This window comes from Mesorhizobium sp. L-2-11 (assembly GCF_016756595.1).
Lineage (GTDB): Bacteria > Pseudomonadota > Alphaproteobacteria > Rhizobiales > Rhizobiaceae > Mesorhizobium.
The window spans coordinates 737,640-759,104 of record NZ_AP023257.1 but is presented as its reverse complement, the minus strand read 5'-3'; the positions used below and the strand labels follow the sequence as shown (position 1 = coordinate 759,104).

Sequence of the window (21,465 nt, the reverse complement as noted above, 5' to 3'; positions counted from 1 at the left end):
GCTCTAAACATGCAACACCCGCCCAAGCGCCTTCAGCGCCGCCTCCTGAAAACCCTCGCCCTGCGTCGGGTGGGCATGGATGGTGCCGGCGATGTCCTCCAGCCGCGCGCCCATCTCCAGCGCCAGGCCGAACGCCGTCGACAGTTCCGACACGCCCTGGCCCACCGCCTGGATGCCGAGCACCAGCTGGTTGTCGGCGCGGGCAACGACCCGGACGAAGCCATCCTCACTCATCTTGGTCATCGCCCGGCCGTTGGCGGCGAACGGAAACAGGCCGACCTTGATCTCGCCGCCAAGCCTTTTGGCCTCGTCCGGCGACAGGCCTGCGGTGACCAGCTCCGGATCGGTGAAGCAGATGGCGGGAATTGAGCGCTTGTCCCAGCTGCGCTTGTGGCCGGCGACGATCTCGGCGACCATTTCGCCTTGCGCCATCGCCCGGTGCGCCAGCATCGGCTCGCCGGTGACATCGCCAATGGCAAAGATGCCGCGCATCGAGGTGCGGCACTGGTCGTCGATGCGGATGAACTTACCCGCCATATCGAGGTCGATCTGCTCCAGCCCCCAGTCTTCGACCACCGGCTTGCGCCCGACGGTGACCAGGATCCTGTCGGCAGCGATCTTGGCATTCTTGCCGCTCGCCGTTTCGACCAGCAGCGCATCGCCCTTGCTCGACAGGCCCTTGGCCTTGGCGTTCACGAGCACCTCGATGCCGAGCTCGGCGAGCCGCTTCACCACCGGCCGGGTCAGCTCGGCATCATATAGCGCCAGCACGCGCGGCAAGGCCTCGACGACGCTCACCTTGGCGCCCAGCTTGGCGAAGGCGATGCCGAGCTCGAGCCCGATATAGCCGCCGCCGACGACGGCAAGCCTTTCCGGCACTTCGCTCAGCGCCAGCGTTTCGGTCGACGAGATCACCGCGCCGCCAAACGGCAGGAACGGCAGCTCGACCGGCGCCGAGCCGGTGGCGATCACAACCGTCTCGGCGCGGACGACCTGCATGCCGGTCTCGGTCTGAACCTCGACGGTCTTGCCGTCGCGGAATTTCGCCCAGCCATGCACGGTCTTGACCCCGGCTTTCTTGAGCAGGCCGGCAACGCCGCTGTTCAGCCGGCTAACGATACCGTCCTTCCAGGCGATTGTCGCTTCGAGATCAATCGACGGCTTGGCGATTGAAATGCCGAGCGGGCTCTTGCCGGTCGCCATGTGCGAGATTTTCTCAAACTCCTCGGCCGCATGGATCAGCGCCTTGGACGGAATGCAGCCGACATTGAGGCAGGTGCCGCCCGGCTTGCCGAACTCGACGATCACCGTGTCGATGCCGAGCTGGCCGGCGCGAATGGCGCAGACATAGCCACTCGGACCGGCGCCGATGACGAGCAGCTTGCAGGATACTTCCTTCATCATGGCTGTCCTTGCGCCGATGGCCGTTGCGCGCCTTTCCTTCTCCCCTTGTGGGAGAAGGTGGATCGGCGCGCAGCGCTGAGACGGATGAGGGGTGTTGGACGGAATGCGATCGGTGCCAAGCTGGAGCACCCCTCATCCGTCGCCTTCGGCGACACCTTCTCCCACAAGGGGAGAAGGGGGAGCCAGCGTCCTGACGCCCCGAACGGCCTCCGATTGAGAGCGCGCTTTGACCTCATCATCTCAATCCACAAAGATCAGCGCCGGGGTCTCCAGCAGCGTCTTGATCCGTTGAATAAACACCGCGGCGTCCCAGCCGTCGATGACGCGGTGGTCGAAGCTGGACGACAGGTTCATCATCTTGCGCGGCATGAACTGGGTGCCGTCCCACACCGGCCGCACCATCATCTTGTTGACGCCGAGGATCGCCACTTCCGGATGATTGATCACCGGCGTCGTCGCCACACCGCCCATGGCGCCGAGCGAGGTGATGGTGATCGTCGATCCCGACAGCTCGTCGCGCGTCGCCGTGCCCGATCTGGCCGCCTCGGCCAACCTGAAAACCTCGGCGGCGCAGTCCCAGATGTCGCGTGCCTCGGCGTGCTTGACCACCGGCACCACCAGCCCCGAAGGCGTCTGCGCGGCAATGCCGATATGGACGCCGCCATGCTGGTGGACGATGCCGGCCTCGTCGTCGAACAGCGCGTTGATATTGGGCTGGTCGGCGATCGTCTTGACCATCGCCCGCATCAGGAAGGGCAGCAGCGTCAGCTTCGGCCGCTCCGCGCCGCTGCGCTTCTCCTTGTTGAGCGCCGAGCGCAAATCCTCCAATGCCGTAACGTCGATCTCCTCGACATAGGTGATGTGCGGGATGCGCGACTTGGCCAGCGCCATCTTCTCGGCGATCTTGCGCCTGAGGCCGATGATCTTGATGTCCTCGACCGCCTCGTTGCGGGCGAGGCCGGAGACCTTCGCAAGCTGCGGGCCGCGCGCCAGGAAGGCGTCGACGTCCTCGTGGAGAATGCGGCCGGCCGGGCCGCTTCCCCTGATCCGTCGGAGATCGACGCCGGCCTCTTTTGCCCTGAGGCGGACGGCCGGCGAGGCCAGCGGCTTTTCACCTTCGGGACGCGGCGCGGCGACGGATGCAGTACCCTCATCGACCGCAGTACCCCGACCCCTAGCCCCTCCCCACAAGGGGGAGGGGGATTCCGTCACCGGCTCACTTTCGCGCACCGAAGCTCTTTCGGGCAATGGCGGGGCTGGTTTGGCTTCGGCCTTGGGAGCCGAAGGTTGTCCCTCTCCCACTTGTGGGGGTCCGAAGGACGGGCGAGACCGGTGGCTCGCCCCGGCAGGGCCAGGGGTGGGGGTAATCTTGGCGCCCGCCTCGCCGCCCGGCTCCGTACCTGCCTTCACATTGCCCTCACCGGCCACTTTCAAGCGTACAATGGGCGAGCCGATCGCCACCGTGTCGCCGATCTCCGCACCCAGCCAGACGATCTCGCCGTCGACTGGCGAAGGAATCTCGACCGTCGCCTTGTCGGTCATGACGGCGGCAAGCACCGCGTCCTCGCGCACGAGATCGCCGACCTTGACCTGCCACTCGACCAGCTCGGCCTCGGCGACGCCTTCGCCGACATCGGGCAGCTTGATCACATATTCGCCCATCGTCGTCAGGCCTCCCTCCTACAGCGCCGCGCGTCCTTTTGGACGCGCAAAGGACGCTGTAGCAATTTTGAATCTGCGCATGATCCTTTCCGAAAATCGATTCGATTTTTCGGGGTCATGCGCTAGGCTTCCATCGTTTCGACGAGCGCGCGGCCGAGCCTGGTCGGACCGGGAAAATAATCCCACTCCTGCGCATGCGGATAGGGCGTGTCCCAGCCGGCGACCCGCACCACGGGCGCTTCCAGGTGGTAGAAGCAGTTTTCCTGCACCAGCGCCGACAACTCGGCGCCGAAGCCGGATGTCAGCGTCGCCTCGTGCACGACCACGCAGCGGCCTGTCCTGTTGACCGAGTCGACGATCGTCTCGAGATCGAGCGGCAGCAGCGTCCTCAGATCGATGATCTCGGCGTCGATGCCGGTCTCCTCGGCCGCCGCCTGCGCGACATAGACCATTGTGCCGTAGGCCAGAACGGTGACCGCGGCGCCCGGCCGACGGATCACCGCCTTGCCGAGCGGGACGGTGTAATGCCCGTCGGCGACCTCGCCGAGCTCATGCTTCGACCACGGCGTTACCGGGCGCTCGTGATGGCCATCGAACGGGCCGTTGTAGAGCCGCTTCGGTTCCAGGAATATCACCGGATCGGGATCCTCTATCGCCGCGATCAGAAGACCCTTGGCGTCATGCGGATTGGACGGCACGACGACCTTCAGGCCGGAGACATGGGTAAACAGCGCCTCCGGGCTCTGGCTGTGGGTCTGGCCGCCGAAAATGCCGCCGCCGGTCGGCATCCTGACCACGATCGGGCAGGTGAAATCGCCGTTCGAGCGATAACGCAGCCGCGCAGCCTCCGAGACGATCTGGTCATAGGCCGGATAAACATAGTCGGCAAACTGCACCTCGACGCAAGGTTTCAGGCCGTAGGCGGCCATGCCGATGGCCGAGCCGACGATGCCCGATTCGCTGATCGGCGTGTCGAAACAGCGGCTCTTGCCGTATTTCGCCTGCAGCCCTTGCGTGCAGCGAAACACGCCGCCGAAAAAACCGACATCCTCGCCGAACACGATGACGCGTTCGTCGCGCCCCATCGACACGTCCATGGCGTCGCGGATCGCCTCAATCATGGTCCGTCTTGGCATGGTCAGACCCCCGCCTGCTGGCGCTGGCGTCTGAGATGCGGCGGCATCTGCGCATAGACGCCCTCGAACATGTCGCGCGTCGAAGGCTTGCCGCCGGCATGCAGCGTGCCGTGGCGTTCGGCCTCCGTTTGCGCCGCGATCACCGTTTCGAGGATTTCCGCCTCGGCCTGGGTGTGGCGCTCGTCCGACCAGACGCCGCGCTGGATGAGATGGTTCTTCAGCCTGACGATCGGGTCGCCGAGCGGCCAGGCGTCGGATTCGGCCTTCGGCCGGTAGGCCGACGGATCGTCGGAGCTTGAATGCGCGCCGACCCGATAGGTGACATATTCGACCAGCGTCGGCCCGAGATTTTTCCGCGCCCGCTCCGCGGCCCATTTGGCCACCGCGTGGACGGCGAGATAATCGTTGCCGTCGACCCGCAGCGATGGAATGCCGAAGCCGAGGCCGCGGGCGGCAAATGTGCCGGAGCCGCCGCGGGCGATGCCCTGAAAGGTCGAGATCGCCCACTGGTTGTTGACAACGTTGAGCACGACCGGCGCCTTGTAGGTCGAGGCGAAGACCAGCGCCGAATGGAAGTCGGACTCGGCCGTCGACCCGTCGCCGATCCAGGCGGCGGCGATCTTGGAATCATTACTGATCGCGGAAGCCATCGCCCAGCCGACCGCCTGGATATATTGCGTCGCCAGATTGCCGGAGATCGAGAAGAAGCCATGCTTCTTCGACGAATACATGATCGGCAGCTGCCGGCCCTTCAGCGGATCGGCCTCGTTCGAATAGATCTGGTTCATCATCGTGACCATCGGGTAGCCGTCGGCGATGAGCAGGCCGGCCTGTCGATAGGTCGGAAAGTTCATGTCGCCCGGCGCCAGCGCCTTGCGGAAGGCGCAGCTCACCGCCTCTTCGCCGAGATGCTGCATGTAGAACGAGGTCTTGCCTTGGCGCTGCGCCATCTGCATGCGCGCGTCGAAGCTGCGCAGCGTCATCATATGGCGCAGGCCTTCCAGCAGCTCGTCGTCGGAAAGCAGGCCGGCCCACGGCCCGACGGCTTCGCCGGCGCGGTTGAGCACACGGATGATCGAAAACGCCAGATCACGGATATCACGCGGATCGACATCGATCTCGGGACGCGGCACCGAGCCGGCCTTGGCGATGGTCACATCTGAGAAATCCGGCGTCCCGCCCGGCCGCACCTCCGGCTCCGGCACATGGAAGCGCAACATTCCCGCATCGGCCATGACCTTCGTCCTCCCATGTTGCCCGGCCAAGATATTTGCACACCGGCAGACCAGTGCCAATTCGTCGGGCAAGGCTTCCGGCCAGCGACGCGCCGCCGGCAGCACGCGTCAGGATGAAGATATGTCAGCGAAATTTCTTGTCGATCTTCCGGGTCCGCGCGCAATTTGACGCATCATTGCGCCGGGTTTCCCGCCAGATTGGACAACGCCTCGGATTGAGGCCTCGCGCCGTGGCCGGAGCTGCCAATCTCCCCCCTTGTGGGGGAGATGCCCGGCAGGGCAGAGGGGGGTGAAGGAACGCCACCTTGTTCATTTGCGATCAGCCGGGAACCATGCCTGAGCGCGTGATTTGCATCGAATGAGAGGTCGGCGGAACAGCGCCCCCCTCTGTCCTGCCGGACATCTCCCCCACAAGGGGGGAGATCACGCTCCTCATCGTTTGTCCGCAGCGAGTGCCCACCTATCGTTTCACCCGGCGCCCGCATCATGCTAACCCATAGCCCATGGCACAGAAGAAAGGTTACGAGGTCGATTCGTGGTTGGCGCGGCCGGATCCGCGCATCTCGATCGTCCTGTTTTACGGGCCCGACCGCGGGCTGGTCGCCGAGCGGGCAAAGGCCTTTGCCGGCAAAACCGGCCTGCCGCTAGACGATCCGTTCTCGGTGGTCAGGCTGGACGGGTCGGAAGTCGATCGCGACGAGGGCCGCCTGCTCGACGAGGCACGCACCGTGCCGATGTTTTCGGACCGGCGCCTGCTCTGGGTGCGCAATGCCTCCGGCCAGAAGGCGCTTGCCGACGACGTCAAGGCGCTGACCACTGAGCCGCCGCGTGACGCCATCATCCTGATCGAGGCCGGCGACCTGAAGAAGGGCGTCGGGCTGCGCGCCATCGTCGAGGCGGCCGACATTGCCATGGCGCTGCCGTGCTACGCCGACGAGGCGCGGGACATCGATACCGTCATCGACGACGAATTGCGCAAGGCCGGCATGTCGATGACGCTGGAGGCCCGCCAGGCGCTGCGCCGCAACCTCGGTGGCGACCGGTTGGCCTCGCGCGGCGAGATCGAAAAGCTGGTGCTCTATGCCCACGGCCGGAGCGAAATCGGCCTCGACGACGTCAAGGCGACGTCGGGCGACGTCTCCGGCCTGTCCTTCGACGACGCCGTCGATGCCTTGCTCGAAGGCAAGGTCGGCGACTTCGACATCGCCTTCACCCGTCACTGCCAGTCCGGCGGCCAGGCTTTTCTGGTGCTTTCGTCGGCGATGCGGCAGCTGCAGGCGATCCAGGCGATGCGCGGTCTGATGGACACCGGCGGCCGCAACGCTGCTTCGGTCGTCGCCGCGGCGCGCCCACCGGTTTTTTTCGCGCGGCGCAAGCTGGTCGAAAAGGCCCTCGAACGCTGGAGCAGCGAGGCGCTCGGCCGCGCCTTGACCCGGCTGCAGACGGCGGTCCTGCAGACGCGGCGCCGGCCGGACCTCGCGGTCGCGCTGGCCCGACAGGCGCTGCTCGGCATTGCTTTGGAGAGTGCAAGGTTGGCGCAGCGGTAGGTGCTCCGTCTTGCCTTCTCCCCCTGTGGGAGAAGGTGGCCGAGCGAAGCTCGGTCGGATGAGGGGTGCTGGAAGGAATGAGGCGTTGGTGATCTCGAACTCGTCGTCCTTAACACCGCCGCCACCGATGGCGCCAAGCTGGAACACCCCCTCATCCGTCTTGGCGCTACGCGCCAATCCACCTTCTCCCACAGGGGAGAAGGAAGAAACCGAGGTGACCACCCCTCGACTGATTCCGCTACACTTTGCCGGCTAATCACCCCTCCTGCTTCAGCCGCCGGCATAGCTCGTCGAGCTGCTCCAGCGTCCGATAGGCGACGCTGATCACGCCGCCGCGCTCGTTGTGCTCGATGGTGACGAACATGCCGAGCGTGTCGGTCATCAGCTTTTCCAGCGCCCGCGTATCAGCATCCTTTTGCACCGGTGCTGCAGGCTGTCGCTTCACCGTCGGCGCACCCGCCGGCATCTGCGCCAGTGCTTCGGCCTGGCGCACCGAAAGCCCGTCCTCGACGATGCGCTTGGCCAGACCCGCCGGATCCTGCGCCGTCACCAATGTACGGGCATGGCCGGCCGACAGCGCGCCGTCGACCAGCATGTCGCGGATCACGTCCGGCAGCTTCAACAGCCGCAGCGTGTTGGCGACATGGCTGCGGCTCTTGCCGATCACCTGGCCGAGATCGGCCTGGGTGTAGCCGTGATCGTCGATCAGCTGCTGGTAGCCCATCGCCTCCTCGACCGGATTGAGGTCGGTGCGCTGGACATTTTCGATGATCGCCAGTTCGAGCGCGGTGCGATCGTTGACATCGCGCACGATGATCGGGATCTCGCTCAGCCCGGCGCGCTGCGCCGCGCGCCAGCGCCGCTCGCCGGCAATGATCTCGTAGCGGCCAGCTTGCGTCGGCGATGGCCGTGCCACCACCGGCTGCACCACGCCATGTTCGCGGATCGACTGGGCAAGATCGGTCAGGTCGGCGTCGCCAAAATGCCGGCGCGGATTCTTGGGGTTCGGGCTCAGGAACTCGATCGGCACCTTGCCGTCGGCATTCATGCCCGGCTTTTCCACTGCTGCCGGACGATCGATTTCGCCGATCAGCGCCGCCAATCCCCGGCCCAGTCTTTTTCTCGAAAGGTCTTCGCTCATCGTCTGTCCAGATCGTTTCGGTGTTGTGTCAGCGTCTAGGCGGCGCGCAGTTTGCGCTCGCGGCGGATCACCTCGGAGGCAAGCTGCAGATAGGCCTGGCTGCCGGAGCATTTGAGATCGTAGAGGATCGCCGGCTTGCCGTAGGACGGCGCCTCGGAGACACGCACATTGCGCGGGATGACGGTTTCATAGACCTTGTCGCCCATGTGCGCCCGCACATCCTGCACCACCTGGTTGGCGAGGTTGTTGCGCCCGTCGAACATGGTCAGCACGATGCCCTGGATCGTCAGCTCGGGATTGATCGAGCGGCGGACCTGCTCGACCGTTTCCAGCAGCTGGCTCAAGCCTTCGAGCGCGAAGAATTCGCATTGCAGCGGCACCAGCACCGAATCGGCCGCCGCCATCGAGTTCAGCGTCAGAAGATTTAGCGATGGCGGGCAATCGATCAGCACATAGCCAAAATTCGCCGAGCGCTCGGCCGAGGCGCGCAAGGCGTTGCGCAGCCGTAGCACCCGGTCCGGCGCCGAGGCGATCTCCATCTCGATGCCGAGCAGGTCGAGTGTCGACGGCACGATCGACAGGCCCGGCACCGCTGTCGGGATCGCCGCCGCCTCCAGATCGAGCTCGCCGGTCAGCACGTCGTAGGAGGAAACGGTGCGGTCGCGCCGGTCGATGCCGAGGCCGGTGCTGGCATTGCCTTGCGGATCGAGATCGACGATCAGCACCCGCTCGCCGATCGCCGCCAGCGCCGTCGCCAGATTGATGGCCGTCGTCGTCTTGCCGACGCCGCCCTTCTGGTTGGCTACGGTGATGATTCGGGGGCCATTCTTCATCATGGGTCTATGCCAGAAATTCATGCCGAGGTCGCCGATCTTAAGTCAGTTGGCGCAAATCAGACAGTTCGAGGATGACGCCATGAGCGTCGGTCGCGCTGGCATGTTCTACCAGATCGAACGACCATCGTTGAGCGCTTTCTGCCACTTCAGTGCGGTAATCCCGGCCTTTGTGGAACAGGCCGCAGGCGCCCGCCGTCAGCCAAGGCGCCGACAAATCGAGCAACACCGGAAGCGATGCCAGCGCCCTGGCCGTGACGATTTGAGGTGTCGAAACAAGCGGATAGGCATCATCGATGCGCCGTGCGACGACTCTCGCGGGCAGGTTGAACTGGCCGACGACCGCTTGCAGGAACGATGCTTTTTTCCGGTTGCTTTCAACCATATCGATGCTGGCGCCGTCGCGCTCGGCCAGCAGAAACGCCAGCACCAGGCCGGGAAAACCGCCACCGGAGCCGAGATCGACCCAGCGCTTCGCGTCTGGTTTGATTCGCGCCAGCTGCGCGCTGTCGAGGATGTGGCGGCGCCAGACATCGCCCTGCGTCGACTGCGCCGCCAGGTTTATCCGGCGGTTCCATTTCTGAAACACCGTCTCGAACTCGACCAGGCGTTCGAATGTTTCACGTGAAACCGGACCGGCAGCCGCTTGCAGGCTCGCCCATGCGGCAGCGCTCACGCAACATTCCTTCGCGCGGCGGCTTCGGCGTTGCGGACATGCGCGACGATGATCGCCAGCGCCGCCGGCGTCATCCCTTCCATACGCTGAGCGTCGGCGATCGAGCGCGGCTGGCGCGCCAGCATCTTTTGCTTCAGCTCGTTGGACAGGCCAGGAACCGAAGCAAAGTCGAGAGAAGCCGGGATCAACCGGCTCTCCTCATGCCTGATCTGGGTGACGTCGGCTTGCTGGCGATCGAGATAGACGGAATATTTCGCTTCCGTTTCAAGGCGTTCGGCCGTTTTGCTGTCAATGCCCGCAAACTGCGGGGCGATTCGGCCCAGCCAGGCGACATCGACGCCGGGATAGGCCAGCAATTCATAGGCCGAGCGGCGCACCCCATCCCGGTTGATCTCCAGCCCATGACGCGCCGCTTCGTTGGGGGTCATGGTCGTGCCAAGCGCAAGGTCCCGCGCCTTTTCAAGGTCCTGCACGACGTCGTTGAAGCGTTGCGTCCGCTCCTGCGAGGCAATCCCGAGCTTCATCGCCAGCGGCGTCAGCCGCTCATCGGCATTGTCGGCGCGCAGCGACAGCCGGAATTCGGCCCGCGAGGTGAACATCCGATACGGTTCGGCGATGCCGCGGCTGGTCAGATCGTCGACCATCACCCCGATATAGGCCTCGGTGCGGCTGAGCACGACCTGATCGCTTGCCGACGCTTTGCGCGCGGCGTTCAGGCCGGCCAACAATCCTTGCGCCCCGGCCTCCTCGTAACCGGTGGTGCCGTTGATCTGCCCGGCAAGAAAAAGACCGCCAATCCGCTTCGTCTCCAGCGTCGGCTCGAGCTCGCGCGGATCGACATGGTCGTACTCGATGGCATAGCCGGGCTGCAGCATGGTTGCGCGCTCAAGGCCTGGGATGGTCTTCAAAATGTCGAGCTGCGCGTCCTCCGGCAGCGAGGTCGAAATGCCGTTCGGGTAGACGGTGTCGTCGTCCAGCCCTTCCGGCTCCAGAAAAATCTGGTGGCCTTCGCGGTCGCCGAACTTGACGATCTTGTCCTCGATCGACGGGCAGTAACGCGGCCCCACCCCTTCGATCGATCCGGAATACATTGCGGAACGACCCAGATTGGCGCGGATCAGCTCGTGCGTCGCTCCAGTTGTGCGCGTGATGCCGCAATGGATCTGCGGGTTGTCGATGCGGTCGGTCATCAGCGAGAACGGCACCGGGTCGTCATCCGCCGCCTGGCTCTCCAGCGACGCCCAATCGATCGTTCGCCCGTCCAGCCGCGGCGGCGTGCCGGTCTTCAACCGCCCGAGCCTGAAGCCGGCGCGGCTCATCGTCGCCGACAGGCCGAGGCTGGCCTGCTCGTTCATGCGGCCGGCAACGATTTTCTTCTCGCCGATATGGATCAACCCGCGCAGGAAAGTCCCGGTGGTCAGCACCACGGCGCCGCAGGCAAGCCGGCGGCCATCCGCCAGCAGCACCGCCGCCAGGCGCCCATGGGCGATTTCGAAATCCAGCACCTCGCCCTCGACCACGTCGAGACCCGCCTGTTCGCGAATCGCCGCTTGCATGGCGAGCCGATAGAGTTTTCTGTCGGCTTGCGTCCGCGGCCCGCGAACTGCCGGGCCCTTGCGGCGGTTGAGCAAACGGAACTGGATGCCGGCCGCATCGGCAACGCGCCCCATCAGCCCGTCCATGGCGTCGATCTCGCGAACCAGATGGCCCTTGCCAAGCCCGCCGATTGCCGGATTGCACGACATGACGCCGATCGTCGCGAAGCGCAGTGTCACCAAAGCGGTCTTCGCGCCAGCGCGCGCGGCAGCACTGGCCGCCTCGCAACCAGCATGGCCGCCGCCCACCACAACCACATCATAGTGATCGGTCATTTTAGAATCCCGAGTTCAAGAGCACCGACACATGTGCCCGGATGCACGCGCTGTCAAGAATACGTGGCGCTCGTTTCACGTGAAACAATGCCTTCGAGCTGATCGCGTGGTGTTTCACGTGAATCACCCGAAGCCATCCAATCTCCCAATGTTTCACGTGAGTCACTTGCCAATACAAAACTGCGAGAAAATAACATCCAGCATGTCCTCGACATCGACCGCTCCAACAATGCGGCCAAGCCGATCCGCTGCCAGCCGCAATTCCTCGGCCCGCAGCTCCTGCCCGCGATCCTCCCCCTTCACCGCCGCACACAGGAAACCCATCGTCTCGGTGAGCAGATCGACGTGCCGCAGCCGCGACGGCAGGATATCGCCGGCCTGGCCGACCTGCGCCGCGGCAAGTTGGCCGATCTCGGCCAGCAGTTCCGCCAGCCCGGTGCCGTCCCTCGTCGAGATTACCGAATCGTAGTGCATCGCAAGCGATTCATCCCCCAGCAAATCGACCTTCGTCCCGATCCGCAACGCCGGAACATCGTCCGGTATTGCGCCGATCGGGACCGGCTCCACCATATCCTCCAGCACCAGCAGCAGATCGGCAGTGCCGGCCTTGCTCCTCGCCCTTTCGATGCCGATCGCCTCGATCCTGCCGGGCGTCTCGCGCAAGCCGGCGGTATCGGTTATCCTTACCCGCATCCCCTCCAGGTCCAGCACCACTTCAAGCAGATCGCGGGTGGTACCGGGCTCCTCGGTGACGATCGCCGCTTCGCGCCGGGCCAGAGCGTTGAACAGGCTCGATTTGCCTGCATTCGGCGCACCGAGGATGACGACCTCGAAGCCGTCACGGATGATTTCGGCGGCTCGGAACCCTTGGACATGACGCTCGATCTCCTCGATCATCGCGCGAACGTCCAACCAGACCGTCTCCGCAGCGGAACCCGGCACATCGTCTTCGTCGGCAAAATCGATTTCCGCCTCGATCATCGCCCGCGCATGGATCAGCCGACGGCGCCAGTCGAGGTAGAGCTCGCTTTGCACGCCTTCGGCATTCTGCACGGCAAAGCGCCGCTGCGCCTCGGTCTCGGCATTGACGAGATCGGCCAGCGCCTCGGTTTCGACCAGATCGACTTTGCCGTTCAGAAAGGCGCGGCGGGTGAATTCGCCCGGCTCGGCATGCCTGACGTCGTCGAAGCCGGCGATCACCTCCAGCATCTTCGCCACGACGGCTCGCCCGCCATGGACATGGAACTCGGCAATATCCTCGCCGGTAAAGCTGTTTGGGCCGGCAAAGAAAACGACCAGCCCGCTGTCGAGCACCGATCCGTCCGGCGCTCTGAACTGCCGATAGGTGGCAACACGGTTCTGAACCATGGAACCGGCAATCGTTTCAACGACGAATCGGCTTTGCGGGCCGGAAATGCGGATCACGGCAACCCCTGCCGGCAGCCGGCCGCTCGACAGGGCGACAATGGAATTACCTGAAATCATTTGCCGACCCAGCACAACCGCCCTAGCTTCGCTTGTTCACCGACAGATTGCCGAGTTATCGACAATGACGTTGCCCGCGAAAAATCTGCTTGCCGAAGAGGCCAGCCCCTATCTGCAGCAGCACAGCGGCAACCCGGTGCATTGGCGGGCGTGGTCGCCGGCGTCTCTCGCCGAAGCCAAGGCGCTCGAGCGGCCGATCCTGCTCTCGGTCGGCTACGCCGCCTGCCACTGGTGCCATGTCATGGCGCACGAAAGTTTTGAGAACGACGACGTCGCCGCCGTCATGAACCGTCTGTTCGTCAATATCAAGGTCGATCGCGAGGAGCGGCCGGACATCGACCAGATCTATATGGCCGCATTGTCGGCGATGGGCGAGCAGGGTGGTTGGCCGCTGACCATGTTTTTGACGCCCGACGGCAAGCCGTTCTGGGGCGGCACCTATTTTCCGCGCGAAGCCCGCTACGGCCGTCCGGGCTTCGTCCAGGTACTGGAGGCGGTCGACAAGGCATGGCGCGAGAAGAAACAAAGCGTTAACCAAAGCGCCGACGGCCTGACCACGCATGTCGAGGCGCGTCTGGCCGGCAGCCATGCCAAGGCGGTGCTCGACCGCGACACGCTGGCGACGCTCGCCAACGGCATCGACGGCATGATCGACAGGGACCTGGGCGGCCTGCGCGGCGCGCCCAAATTCCCCAATGCGCCGTTCATGCAGACGCTGTGGCTGTCCTGGCTGCGCGACGGCGCCACGGCCCATCGCGACGCTGTCCTGCTCAGCCTCGAAAAGATGCTGGCGGGCGGCATCTATGACCATGTCGCCGGCGGCCTCAGCCGCTATTCGACCGATGCCGAATGGCTGGTGCCGCATTTCGAAAAGATGCTCTACGACAACGCGCAGCTCATCAGGCTGTGCAACTGGGCTTACGCGGCGACCGGCAATGATTTGTTCCGGCTGCGAATCGAAGAGACTGTTCGTTGGCTGTTACGCGAGATGCGCGTCGATGGCGGCGCTTTCGCTGCCAGCCTGGACGCTGACAGCGAGGGCGAGGAGGGGTTGTTCTACACCTGGAGCAGGGATGAGATCGAAACCGCTCTCGGCGACGAATCAGCGTTGTTTTTCCCATACTTCACGCTTTCCAGCCCGCATGGCTGGGAAGGCAAGCCGATAATCCACCAGACTGCGGTCCAGCAAAAACAAAGCGTTGCCGATCGCGACCGGCTCATCCCGCTCAAAGAAGAACTCCTGGCAGCCAGGGAGCAGCGCGTCAGGCCCGGGCGTGACGGAAAAATCCTGACCGACTGGAACGGCCTGGTGATCGCGGCTCTCGCCGAAGCCGGGCGCGCCCTGAAACGGATCGACTGGATCGAGGCGGCGGAACAGGCGTTTGCTGCCATTGCCAGTGCCGGCCGAGACGGCCGCCTGCCGCATTCTATGCTTGGCGCAAAGAAGCTGTTTCCGGCGCTGTCGAGCGATTACGCCGCCATGGCCAACGCCGCGATCTCCTTGTTCGAGGCCACCGGCACGTCGAGCTATGCCGAACTGACCGGCCAATTCATCGCGCAGCTCGATCAATGGCACAGCGATGAGAACAACACCGGCTACTATCTCACCGCGTCGGACAGCAGTGACGTGCCGATCCGCATCAGGGGCGATGCCGACGAGGCCATTCCTTCAGCCACCGGCCAGATCATCGAGGCCATGGTCCTGATGTCCTCGCTTTCGGGCGATCCCGAATTGCAGGAAAAGACCTGGAAGGTCGCCGAACACGCGGCCGGCCGTGCGGCGCATCAGGCCTATGGCCAGGCCGGTATCGTCAACGCCTGCGCCTTGGCGCTCGAGCCGTTGAAACTGGTGCTGGTGGATAGTCCCGAGAATCCGGGGCTTGTTCCGGTTGCGAATCGAAATCCGGACCCGCGCCGGATCGACACGATCGTGCCGGTCGGTTCGGCGACAGACCTGACGACACTGCCAGGCGGCGTTTTGCCGCCAACGACCGAGCCCGGCGCCTGGCTGTGCACCGGACAGGTCTGCCTGCCGGTGATAACGGACGCCGAGGAATTGGAGCGGCGGTTGCGGCGCGGATAGGAGAGGGGATGCGGCACGGCTCTCCCTTCTCCCCTTGTGGGAGAAGGTGGATCGGCGCGTCAGCGCCGAGACGAATGAGGGGTGCTGGAAGAAATGAGGCGTCGGTGTTCCCTGGAACACCCCTCATCCGACCGAGCTTCGCTCGGCCACCTTCTCCCACAAGGGGAGAAGGGAGAACTGCGCCTTTGCCCCTTACGTATTCATCGAATCGAAGAAATCCGCGTTGGTCTTGGTCTGCTTGAGCTTGTCGATGAGGAACTCGATGGCGTCGGTGGTTCCCATTGGCGCCAGGATGCGGCGCAGCACGAAGATTTTTTGCAGGTCCTGGCGGGCGACCAGAAGATCTTCCTTGCGGGTGCCGGACTTGAGGATGTCCATGGCCGGGTAGATGCGCTTGTCCGCCACCTTGCGGTCGAGCACGATTTCCGAATTGCCGGTGCCCTTGAACTCTTCGAAGATGACCTCGTCCATGCGGCTGCCGGTGTCGATCAGCGCGGTGGCGATGATGGTCAGCGAGCCGCCTTCCTCGATGTTGCGGGCAGCACCGAAGAAGCGCTTCGGCCGCTGCAGCGCATTGGCGTCGACGCCGCCGGTCAGCACTTTGCCGGATGACGGCACCACGGTGTTGTAGGCGCGGCCGAGGCGGGTGATCGAATCCAGCAGGATTACGACGTCACGCCCGTGCTCGACCAGGCGCTTGGCCTTCTCGATCACCATTTCGGCGACCTGGACGTGGCGCACCGCCGGCTCGTCGAAGGTCGACGAGACGACTTCGCCCTTCACCGAGCGCTGCATGTCGGTGACTTCTTCCGGCCGCTCGTCGATCAAGAGCACGATCAGGTAGCATTCGGGATGATTGCTGGTGATCGAATGGGCGATGTTCTGCAACAGCACCGTCTTGCCGGTGCGCGGCTGCGCCACTATCAGGGCGCGCTGGCCCTTGCCGAGCGGCGCCACCAGGTCGATGACGCGCGCCGAAATGTCCTTCGAGGTTGGAACGTCCATTTCCATCTTCAGCCGCGAGGTCGGGTAAAGCGGCGTCAGATTGTCGAAATGGATCTTGTGGCGGATTTTTTCGGGGTCGTCGAAATTGATCGTGTTGACCTTGAGCAGCGCGAAATAGCGCTCGCCCTCTTTCGGGCTGCGGATCGGACCTTCGACCGTATCGCCGGTCTTCAGCGAAAAGCGGCGGATCTGCGACGGCGAGATATAGATATCGTCCGGACCCGGCAGGTAATTGGCATTGGCCGAGCGCAGGAAGCCAAAACCGTCCTGCAGCACTTCAACGACGCCGTCACCGATGATCTCGATGTCCTGGGTCGCCAGCCGCTTCAGGATCGCGAACATCAGCTCCTGCTTGCGCATCACGCTGGCGTTCTCGACCTCGAGCGATTCGGCATAAGCGATCAGCTCTGGCGGTTTCTTGTTCTTGAACTCTGTGAGTTTCATTTCTTGCATCATCTAGACGGACTCTGAGTAAGCTTTTGGGAAAAATATCGGCGGGATGCGACAAATGCCGGGCGCGGCCGAAGCGATGAATGGGGCGGCGCATGACGGGAAGGAAGACCCGTCTTTTATCGCCGGTCGAGTGAAAGAGCAAGCTGCCTTTTGTGAGCGCCAATCGCTTCAGATTTGCGCTGCCCTCACTCAGCGAAGCGTCGTCGGTCGGCGCTGCCCCTCATTGCCTTGCCGGGCATTTCTCCCCGTATAGTGACGGGGAGAAAGACGCTGCCATGAGTGGTTTCGCCAATTGGCAGCCAAGCTCAAAACGGCTTCACGATGACCAGCACGACAATGACGATCATCAGCAATGTGGGGATCTCGTTGACGATCCGCCAGTGCTTTGCGGGCCTTTCGTTGCGGTCCTCGGCGAATTTGCGCACCGCGCCGGCCAGATAGCCATGAACGGCCGAGAGCCCGAGCACAGCAGTGATCTTGGCATGCAGCCAGCCGCCCTGAAAGCCAAAGCCTTTCCAGGCCAGCCAGAGGCCGAACGCCCAGGTGATGATCATAGCCGGATTGATGATGCCGCGCAGCAGCCGGCGCTCCATCACCTTGAAAGTCTCCGACTGGACGGAGCCTTTTTCCGCATCGGCATGATAGACCAGCAGCCGCGGCAGATAGAGCATGCCCGCCATCCACGAGATGACGGCGATGACGTGGATCGCCTTTGCCCAGGGATAAAAGTCATCCGGCCCGAACAGGAACAGAAGCGCCGCCAGGACGAGGAAGATGCCGATGGCGATCGACGCTCGACGCATCGCTGCACCACCGCTGCTGCCCGCACCATTGTTGGCGTTGTTCATGTCGGTCATCGATGTGCCCGCACCAGTTTCACCATCGCCTCGACATGCGCGATCGGCGTCTCCGGCGTGATGCCGTGGCCGAGATTGAAGATCAGCGGTCCATCGCCCAGTGCTTTCAGGATCGCGTCGACACCGTCCGAAAGCGCCTTGCCGCCGGCCACCAGCCGCAACGGATCGAGATTGCCCTGCACGGCGCCGTCGCGCTGCAATTCCTTCGCCGTCGTCAACGGCACGGTCCAGTCGAGCCCCAGCCCGGTCACACCGGTTTTTTGGCGATAGCTGCGGTAGTGGGCACCGGCGCCCTTGGGAAAGCCGATGATCGGAATGTCGGGATAGACGGCCCGGACCTGCCTGACGATCTCCGCCACCGGCCTGACGCAAAACGCCTCGAAAGAAGCTTCGTCGAGCACGCCGGACCACGAGTCAAAGATCTGCACCACATCGGCGCCGGCTTCGATCTGTCGGATCAGATAGGCGGCCGAGTGATCGGCAAGCACTTTCAGCAACTGTAAAAAAGCCGCCGGCTCTCGATAGGCAAAAAGCCTGGCCGGGGCCTGGTCTGAGGTGCCGTGGCCGGCGATCATATAGGTCGCCACCGTCCACGGCGCGCCGCAGAAGCCGATCAGCGTCGTTTGATCAGGCAGTTTTGTCCGCAATCGCCTGACCGTCTCGTAGACCGGTTCGAGATTCACGTGAAACGTTTCGCCGTCGAGAGCGGCAATCTCCGTCACCGCGATTGGCGTCAACAGCGGTCCGCGGCCCTCCTCGAAGCGCACGTCGCGGCCCAGCGCATGCGGCACGACAAGGATATCGGAAAACAGGATCGATGCATCGAAGCCGAAACGCTCGATCGGCTGCAGCGTCACTTCGACGGCAAGATCGGGATCGTAGCAAAGATCGAGGAATGATCCGGCCCGCCTGCGTGTCTCGCGATATTCCGGCAGATAGCGGCCGGCCTGGCGCATCATCCAGAGCGGCGGCGGAGATACCGTCTTGCCTCTCAACACGTCCAGCATGATGCGGTTTTCAGGCATTCAGCGCTCGCCTCTCCAGGCTTCTCTATAATTAAATATTCTATTTCTAGGAATCTTATGATTCTAAGAGTCTGTTGGTATCGGTGGTTGTCTGCTGTCCCGCCTTGCTCCGGAAAAGGCCAGCCAGCATATTGTCGCGTGCTTCTTCCGCCGGATGGGAGGAGTTTGGGGACAGTTGGAAATTCCCGATTGGGAACAATACCTTGCCGCTCGCCTGGAGAAAATCGCCCTGTGGATGAGGCCGAGTCGAAAATGCCTGTCCCCGGACTTGTCCCCAGCCGCCCGACGAAGCGAATAGCGCATCGAATTGTGGACAAACCGGCATCTGATACAGTCGCCCCGAACCGGCCGATCTTTCCGACCGCCCTTATCCACATCGGCCCACAGCTTGGAACCAACCCCTGTGAACAAACCCCAGAGCTTCTTTCACCTTCACCTGATTTCCGATGCTACCGGTGAGACGCTGCTGGCGGCCGGGCGCGCGGCTTCGGCGCAATACAAGGATGCGCGTGCCATCGAGCATATCTACCCGCTGATCCGCACCGAAAAGCAGGTGACGAAAGTGTTCGAGGATATCGAGGAGGAGCCGGGCATCATTCTTTATACGGTCGTCGACCAGAAGCTCGCCCGCGGCATCGACGAGCGCTCCGCCGCCATGGGGCTGCCTTGCGTCTCCGTGCTGGAACCGGTGCTGACCGTGTTCCAGTCCTATCTCGGCACGCCGGCCGGCCGCCGCGTCGGCGCCCAGCATGTCCTCGACGCCGAATATTTCCGCCGCATCGACGCGCTCAACTTCACCATGGAGCATGATGACGGCCAACTGCCTTCCAATATGGATGACGCCGATATTGTGCTCGTCGGCATTTCGCGCACCTCGAAAACGCCGACCAGCATCTACCTCGCCAATCGCGGCATCAAGACCGCCAACATCCCGATCGTGATCGGCGTGCCGGTGCCGGAAAGCCTGGTCAACGCCAAAAGGCCGCTGATCGTTGGGCTGATCGCCACCGCCGAGCGCATCTCGCAGGTCCGCCAGAACCGCATCCTCGGCAATACCAGCGCCTACGAGCCGACCGACTATGTCGACCGCGCCGCGATCAGCGAGGAACTCGCCTACGCCCGCCAGATCTGCACGCGGCATGGCTGGCCGATGATCGACGTCAGCCGCCGCTCGATCGAGGAGACGGCGGCGGCGATCGTTGCCCTGCGGGGAAAGACACGATAACTGAAGTCAGGACATGGTGAGGTTTGTCTAGCCGTTCAGCGCTGCAAGGCACGAAGGTCACGGCATGGATCCTAGGGTCTGCGCCGCGTCGCTTCGCTCCTTGCTTCGCCCTAGGATGACGAAGTGAAGAGGGTTTCAGCTAATCTCGAAGGTTTGCGATTTGGCATCAGCCGCCACCCGGTATGCGCGACGCAACTGCCAATCTCAGACATCTGCGATTGGCCTTACACCACTATGCCTTCGTCATCCTAGGGCGGAGCAGGAGCGAAGCGACGTAGCGGAGACCCTAGGATCCATGCCGTTCACTGTGCCCGAGAAGCGCAGCGATCCAGCGACTGTCTGCGCGCCCGTCTCCGGATCGGAATCTCAACCAACCTTAGGCGATAAACATGACCGAAAAAATCGTTCTTGCTTCGGGCAGCCCGTTCCGCAAGGCGCTGCTTGTCCATGCCGGCGTGCCGGTCGAGGCGGTTCCGGCGGAAGTCGACGAGCGGGCGCTCGAGGCGCCGCTGAAAGACAGCGGCATCTCGCCGGAGGATGTTGCCCTGGTGCTGGCCGAGGCCAAGGCCACCGAGGTCAGCGAGCGAAAGCCCGGCGCCCTGGTGCTCGGCTGCGACCAGACGCTGTCGCTCGGCGACGAAGTGTTTCATAAGCCGGCCGACATGGAAGCCGCCCGCCGCCATCTCCTGGCGCTGTCGGGCAAGACCCATCAACTCAACAGCGCCGTGGTGCTGGCCCACGACGGCGCAGTCCTGTGGCGGCATATCGGCGTCGCCAGCCTGACCATGCGAAAGCTCGATCCGGCCTTCATCGGCCGCCATCTGGCGCGCGTCGGCGCCAGGGCGCTGTCCAGCGTCGGCGCCTACCAGATCGAAGGCGAGGGCATCCAGCTGTTCGAAAGAGTAGAGGGCGACTATTTCACCATTGTCGGCCTGCCGCTCCTGCCCGTCCTGGCCAAACTGCGCGAGCTCGGAGCGATCGATGGCTGAGGTGGCGAAAAAGGCCTTCGTCATCGGTCACCCGGTCGCGCATTCGCGGTCGCCGAAGATCCACGCCCACTGGCTGGCGAAATACGGCATCGACGGCAGCTACCGGGCGATCGACGTTGCGCCGGAGGCTTTTGCCGAATTCGTCGAAACACTCGAGGCGAATGGCTATCGTGGCGGCAACGTCACCATCCCGCACAAGGAGGCCGCCTTCGCGCTGGCGGCGCGCCGCGACGCTGCGGCCGAACAGATCGGCGCCGTCAACACGCTGTGGCTCGAGGGCGGAAAACTGTGCGGCGGCAACACCGACGTCCATGGCTTTGCCGCCAATCTCGACGAGCATGCGCCGGGCTGGGCCACAAACGGCCCAGCGGTGGTGCTCGGCGCCGGCGGCGCCGCCCGCGCGGTCATCCATGCGCTCAAACAGCGCGGCATCAGTGACATCCGCATCGTCAACCGGACGCTCGCCCGAGCCGAGGAACTGCGCCACCGCTTCGGCGCCGGGGTCTCGGCCCATGGCACGGCGGCGACCGGCGAGCTGCTTGCCGATGCCGGCCTGCTGGTCAACACGTCAGCGCTTGGCATGCATGGCAATGAAGGCCTGTCCGCCGATCCGGCCAGGCTGCCGGACCATGCCATCGTCACCGACATTGTCTATGTGCCGCTGGAAACGCCGTTGCTGGCCGCCGCCAAAGCGCGCGGCCTGAAAACCGTCGACGGGCTCGGCATGCTGCTGCACCAGGCGGTGCCCGGCTTCGAGCGCTGGTTCGGCATCAGGCCCGAGGTCACTGCCGAATTGCGGCAGCTGATCGTCGCCGATCTCGGCGCCGAGGAGTAAAAA

17 protein-coding genes are annotated in these 21,465 nt (G+C 63.9%); 5 read left to right on the top strand and 12 right to left on the bottom strand.

Features of this window, described 5'->3' with window-relative positions; translation table 11 throughout:
• Positions 1 to 3 precede the first annotated feature (3 nt).
• From lpdA to JG739_RS03570, 4 genes are all read right to left on the bottom strand, one after another.
• Entirely contained in the window at positions 4 to 1,401 is a 1,398-nt protein-coding gene (lpdA, locus tag JG739_RS03585; protein WP_202367327.1) for a dihydrolipoyl dehydrogenase, read from the bottom strand.
• 243 nt (positions 1,402 to 1,644) lie between these two features.
• Positions 1,645 to 3,066 carry a dihydrolipoamide acetyltransferase family protein gene (locus tag JG739_RS03580; protein WP_202365274.1) on the bottom strand — a complete coding sequence of 474 codons (1,422 nt, stop codon included), beginning with the start codon at positions 3,064 to 3,066 and terminating at the stop codon, positions 1,645 to 1,647.
• A gap of 122 nt (positions 3,067 to 3,188) precedes the next feature.
• Positions 3,189 to 4,202 carry an alpha-ketoacid dehydrogenase subunit beta gene (locus JG739_RS03575; RefSeq protein WP_202365273.1) on the bottom strand — a complete coding sequence of 338 codons (1,014 nt, stop codon included), beginning with the start codon at positions 4,200 to 4,202 and terminating at the stop codon, positions 3,189 to 3,191.
• Between the two features lie 2 nt (positions 4,203 to 4,204).
• Positions 4,205 to 5,437, bottom strand: coding sequence for a 3-methyl-2-oxobutanoate dehydrogenase (2-methylpropanoyl-transferring) subunit alpha (locus JG739_RS03570; protein ID WP_202365272.1), 1,233 nt, complete (start codon positions 5,435 to 5,437; stop codon positions 4,205 to 4,207).
• A gap of 503 nt (positions 5,438 to 5,940) precedes the next feature.
• On the opposite strand from JG739_RS03570, the gene holA reads away from it, so the two are divergent.
• Entirely contained in the window at positions 5,941 to 6,984 is a 1,044-nt protein-coding gene (gene holA / locus JG739_RS03565) for a DNA polymerase III subunit delta (RefSeq protein ID WP_202365271.1), read from the top strand.
• Between the two features lie 256 nt (positions 6,985 to 7,240).
• Here the strand turns inward: holA and JG739_RS03560 are convergent, their stop codons facing one another.
• The 5 genes from JG739_RS03560 to mnmE all read right to left on the bottom strand — a co-directional run bounded on the left by JG739_RS03560 (position 7,241) and on the right by mnmE (position 12,990).
• Positions 7,241 to 8,125 (bottom strand): ParB/RepB/Spo0J family partition protein, encoded by an 885-nt coding sequence (locus JG739_RS03560; RefSeq protein ID WP_202365270.1) that lies wholly within the window; start codon positions 8,123 to 8,125, stop codon positions 7,241 to 7,243.
• A 35-nt stretch (positions 8,126 to 8,160) separates the two neighbouring features.
• Positions 8,161 to 8,961 (bottom strand): ParA family protein, encoded by an 801-nt coding sequence (locus JG739_RS03555; protein ID WP_084646769.1) that lies wholly within the window; start codon positions 8,959 to 8,961, stop codon positions 8,161 to 8,163.
• Positions 8,962 to 8,998: 37 nt separating this feature from the next.
• Positions 8,999 to 9,634, bottom strand: a complete 636-nt coding sequence (gene rsmG / locus JG739_RS03550; RefSeq protein WP_202365269.1) for a 16S rRNA (guanine(527)-N(7))-methyltransferase RsmG — start codon at positions 9,632 to 9,634, stop codon at positions 8,999 to 9,001.
• Positions 9,631 to 11,505: a tRNA uridine-5-carboxymethylaminomethyl(34) synthesis enzyme MnmG gene (gene mnmG, locus JG739_RS03545; RefSeq protein ID WP_202365268.1), complete on the bottom strand. Its 1,875-nt coding sequence runs from the start codon at positions 11,503 to 11,505 to the stop codon at positions 9,631 to 9,633. The genes rsmG and mnmG overlap by 4 nt, the downstream gene beginning before the upstream one ends.
• Positions 11,506 to 11,667: 162 nt before the next feature.
• Positions 11,668 to 12,990: a tRNA uridine-5-carboxymethylaminomethyl(34) synthesis GTPase MnmE gene (gene mnmE, locus JG739_RS03540; RefSeq protein WP_202365267.1), complete on the bottom strand. Its 1,323-nt coding sequence runs from the start codon at positions 12,988 to 12,990 to the stop codon at positions 11,668 to 11,670.
• Between the two features lie 64 nt (positions 12,991 to 13,054).
• Between mnmE and JG739_RS03535 the strand changes: the two genes are divergently transcribed.
• Positions 13,055 to 15,073 carry a thioredoxin domain-containing protein gene (locus tag JG739_RS03535; RefSeq protein ID WP_202365266.1) on the top strand — a complete coding sequence of 673 codons (2,019 nt, stop codon included), beginning with the start codon at positions 13,055 to 13,057 and terminating at the stop codon, positions 15,071 to 15,073.
• Positions 15,074 to 15,265: 192 nt separating this feature from the next.
• Here JG739_RS03535 and rho read toward each other — a convergent pair whose 3' ends face one another.
• The 3 genes from rho to hemE form a co-directional block, all read right to left on the bottom strand.
• A complete protein-coding gene (gene rho, locus JG739_RS03530; RefSeq protein ID WP_202367326.1) occupies positions 15,266 to 16,531 on the bottom strand; it encodes a transcription termination factor Rho in 1,266 nt (421 codons plus the stop codon).
• 305 nt (positions 16,532 to 16,836) lie between these two features.
• Positions 16,837 to 17,388: a protoporphyrinogen oxidase HemJ gene (gene hemJ / locus JG739_RS03525; protein ID WP_446720533.1), complete on the bottom strand. Its 552-nt coding sequence runs from the start codon at positions 17,386 to 17,388 to the stop codon at positions 16,837 to 16,839.
• Positions 17,385 to 18,413 (bottom strand): uroporphyrinogen decarboxylase, encoded by a 1,029-nt coding sequence (gene hemE, locus JG739_RS03520; RefSeq protein WP_202365265.1) that lies wholly within the window; start codon positions 18,411 to 18,413, stop codon positions 17,385 to 17,387. Before hemE ends, hemJ begins: the two co-directional genes overlap by 4 nt.
• Positions 18,414 to 18,816: 403 nt before the next feature.
• Here hemE and JG739_RS03515 point away from each other — a divergent pair, with 403 nt between their 5' ends.
• The 3 genes from JG739_RS03515 (at position 18,817) to JG739_RS03505 (ending at position 21,462) form a co-directional block, all read left to right on the top strand.
• The gene (locus JG739_RS03515; protein ID WP_202365264.1) at positions 18,817 to 19,638 is read left to right on the top strand and encodes a pyruvate, water dikinase regulatory protein; all 822 of its coding nucleotides are present in this window, start codon (positions 18,817 to 18,819) and stop codon (positions 19,636 to 19,638) included.
• A 389-nt stretch (positions 19,639 to 20,027) separates the two neighbouring features.
• Positions 20,028 to 20,627 (top strand): Maf-like protein, encoded by a 600-nt coding sequence (locus JG739_RS03510; protein ID WP_202365263.1) that lies wholly within the window; start codon positions 20,028 to 20,030, stop codon positions 20,625 to 20,627.
• Positions 20,620 to 21,462: a shikimate dehydrogenase gene (locus JG739_RS03505; RefSeq protein ID WP_202365262.1), complete on the top strand. Its 843-nt coding sequence runs from the start codon at positions 20,620 to 20,622 to the stop codon at positions 21,460 to 21,462. Before JG739_RS03510 ends, JG739_RS03505 begins: the two co-directional genes overlap by 8 nt.
• Positions 21,463 to 21,465: the final 3 nt, after the last annotated feature.

Bases quoted from the DNA above. Each gene is read 5' to 3' on its own strand.
- lpdA (WP_202367327.1), bottom strand. From the start codon at position 1,401: ATGAAGGAAGTATCCTGCAAGCTGCTCGTCATCGGCGCCGGTCCGAGT.
- JG739_RS03580 (WP_202365274.1), bottom strand. From the start codon at position 3,066: ATGGGCGAATATGTGATCAAGCTGCCCGATGTCGGCGAAGGCGTCGCC.
- JG739_RS03575 (WP_202365273.1), bottom strand. From the start codon at position 4,202: ATGCCAAGACGGACCATGATTGAGGCGATCCGCGACGCCATGGACGTG.
- JG739_RS03570 (WP_202365272.1), bottom strand. From the start codon at position 5,437: ATGGCCGATGCGGGAATGTTGCGCTTCCATGTGCCGGAGCCGGAGGTG.
- holA (WP_202365271.1), top strand. From the start codon at position 5,941: ATGGCACAGAAGAAAGGTTACGAGGTCGATTCGTGGTTGGCGCGGCCG.
- JG739_RS03560 (WP_202365270.1), bottom strand. From the start codon at position 8,125: ATGAGCGAAGACCTTTCGAGAAAAAGACTGGGCCGGGGATTGGCGGCG.
- JG739_RS03555 (WP_084646769.1), bottom strand. From the start codon at position 8,961: ATGATGAAGAATGGCCCCCGAATCATCACCGTAGCCAACCAGAAGGGC.
- mnmG (WP_202365268.1), bottom strand. From the start codon at position 11,505: ATGACCGATCACTATGATGTGGTTGTGGTGGGCGGCGGCCATGCTGGT.
- mnmE (WP_202365267.1), bottom strand. From the start codon at position 12,990: ATGATTTCAGGTAATTCCATTGTCGCCCTGTCGAGCGGCCGGCTGCCG.
- JG739_RS03535 (WP_202365266.1), top strand. From the start codon at position 13,055: ATGACGTTGCCCGCGAAAAATCTGCTTGCCGAAGAGGCCAGCCCCTAT.
- rho (WP_202367326.1), bottom strand. From the start codon at position 16,531: ATGCAAGAAATGAAACTCACAGAGTTCAAGAACAAGAAACCGCCAGAG.
- hemJ (WP_446720533.1), bottom strand. From the start codon at position 17,388: ATGACCGACATGAACAACGCCAACAATGGTGCGGGCAGCAGCGGTGGT.
- hemE (WP_202365265.1), bottom strand. From the start codon at position 18,413: ATGCCTGAAAACCGCATCATGCTGGACGTGTTGAGAGGCAAGACGGTA.
- JG739_RS03510 (WP_202365263.1), top strand. From the start codon at position 20,028: ATGACCGAAAAAATCGTTCTTGCTTCGGGCAGCCCGTTCCGCAAGGCG.
- JG739_RS03505 (WP_202365262.1), top strand. From the start codon at position 20,620: ATGGCTGAGGTGGCGAAAAAGGCCTTCGTCATCGGTCACCCGGTCGCG.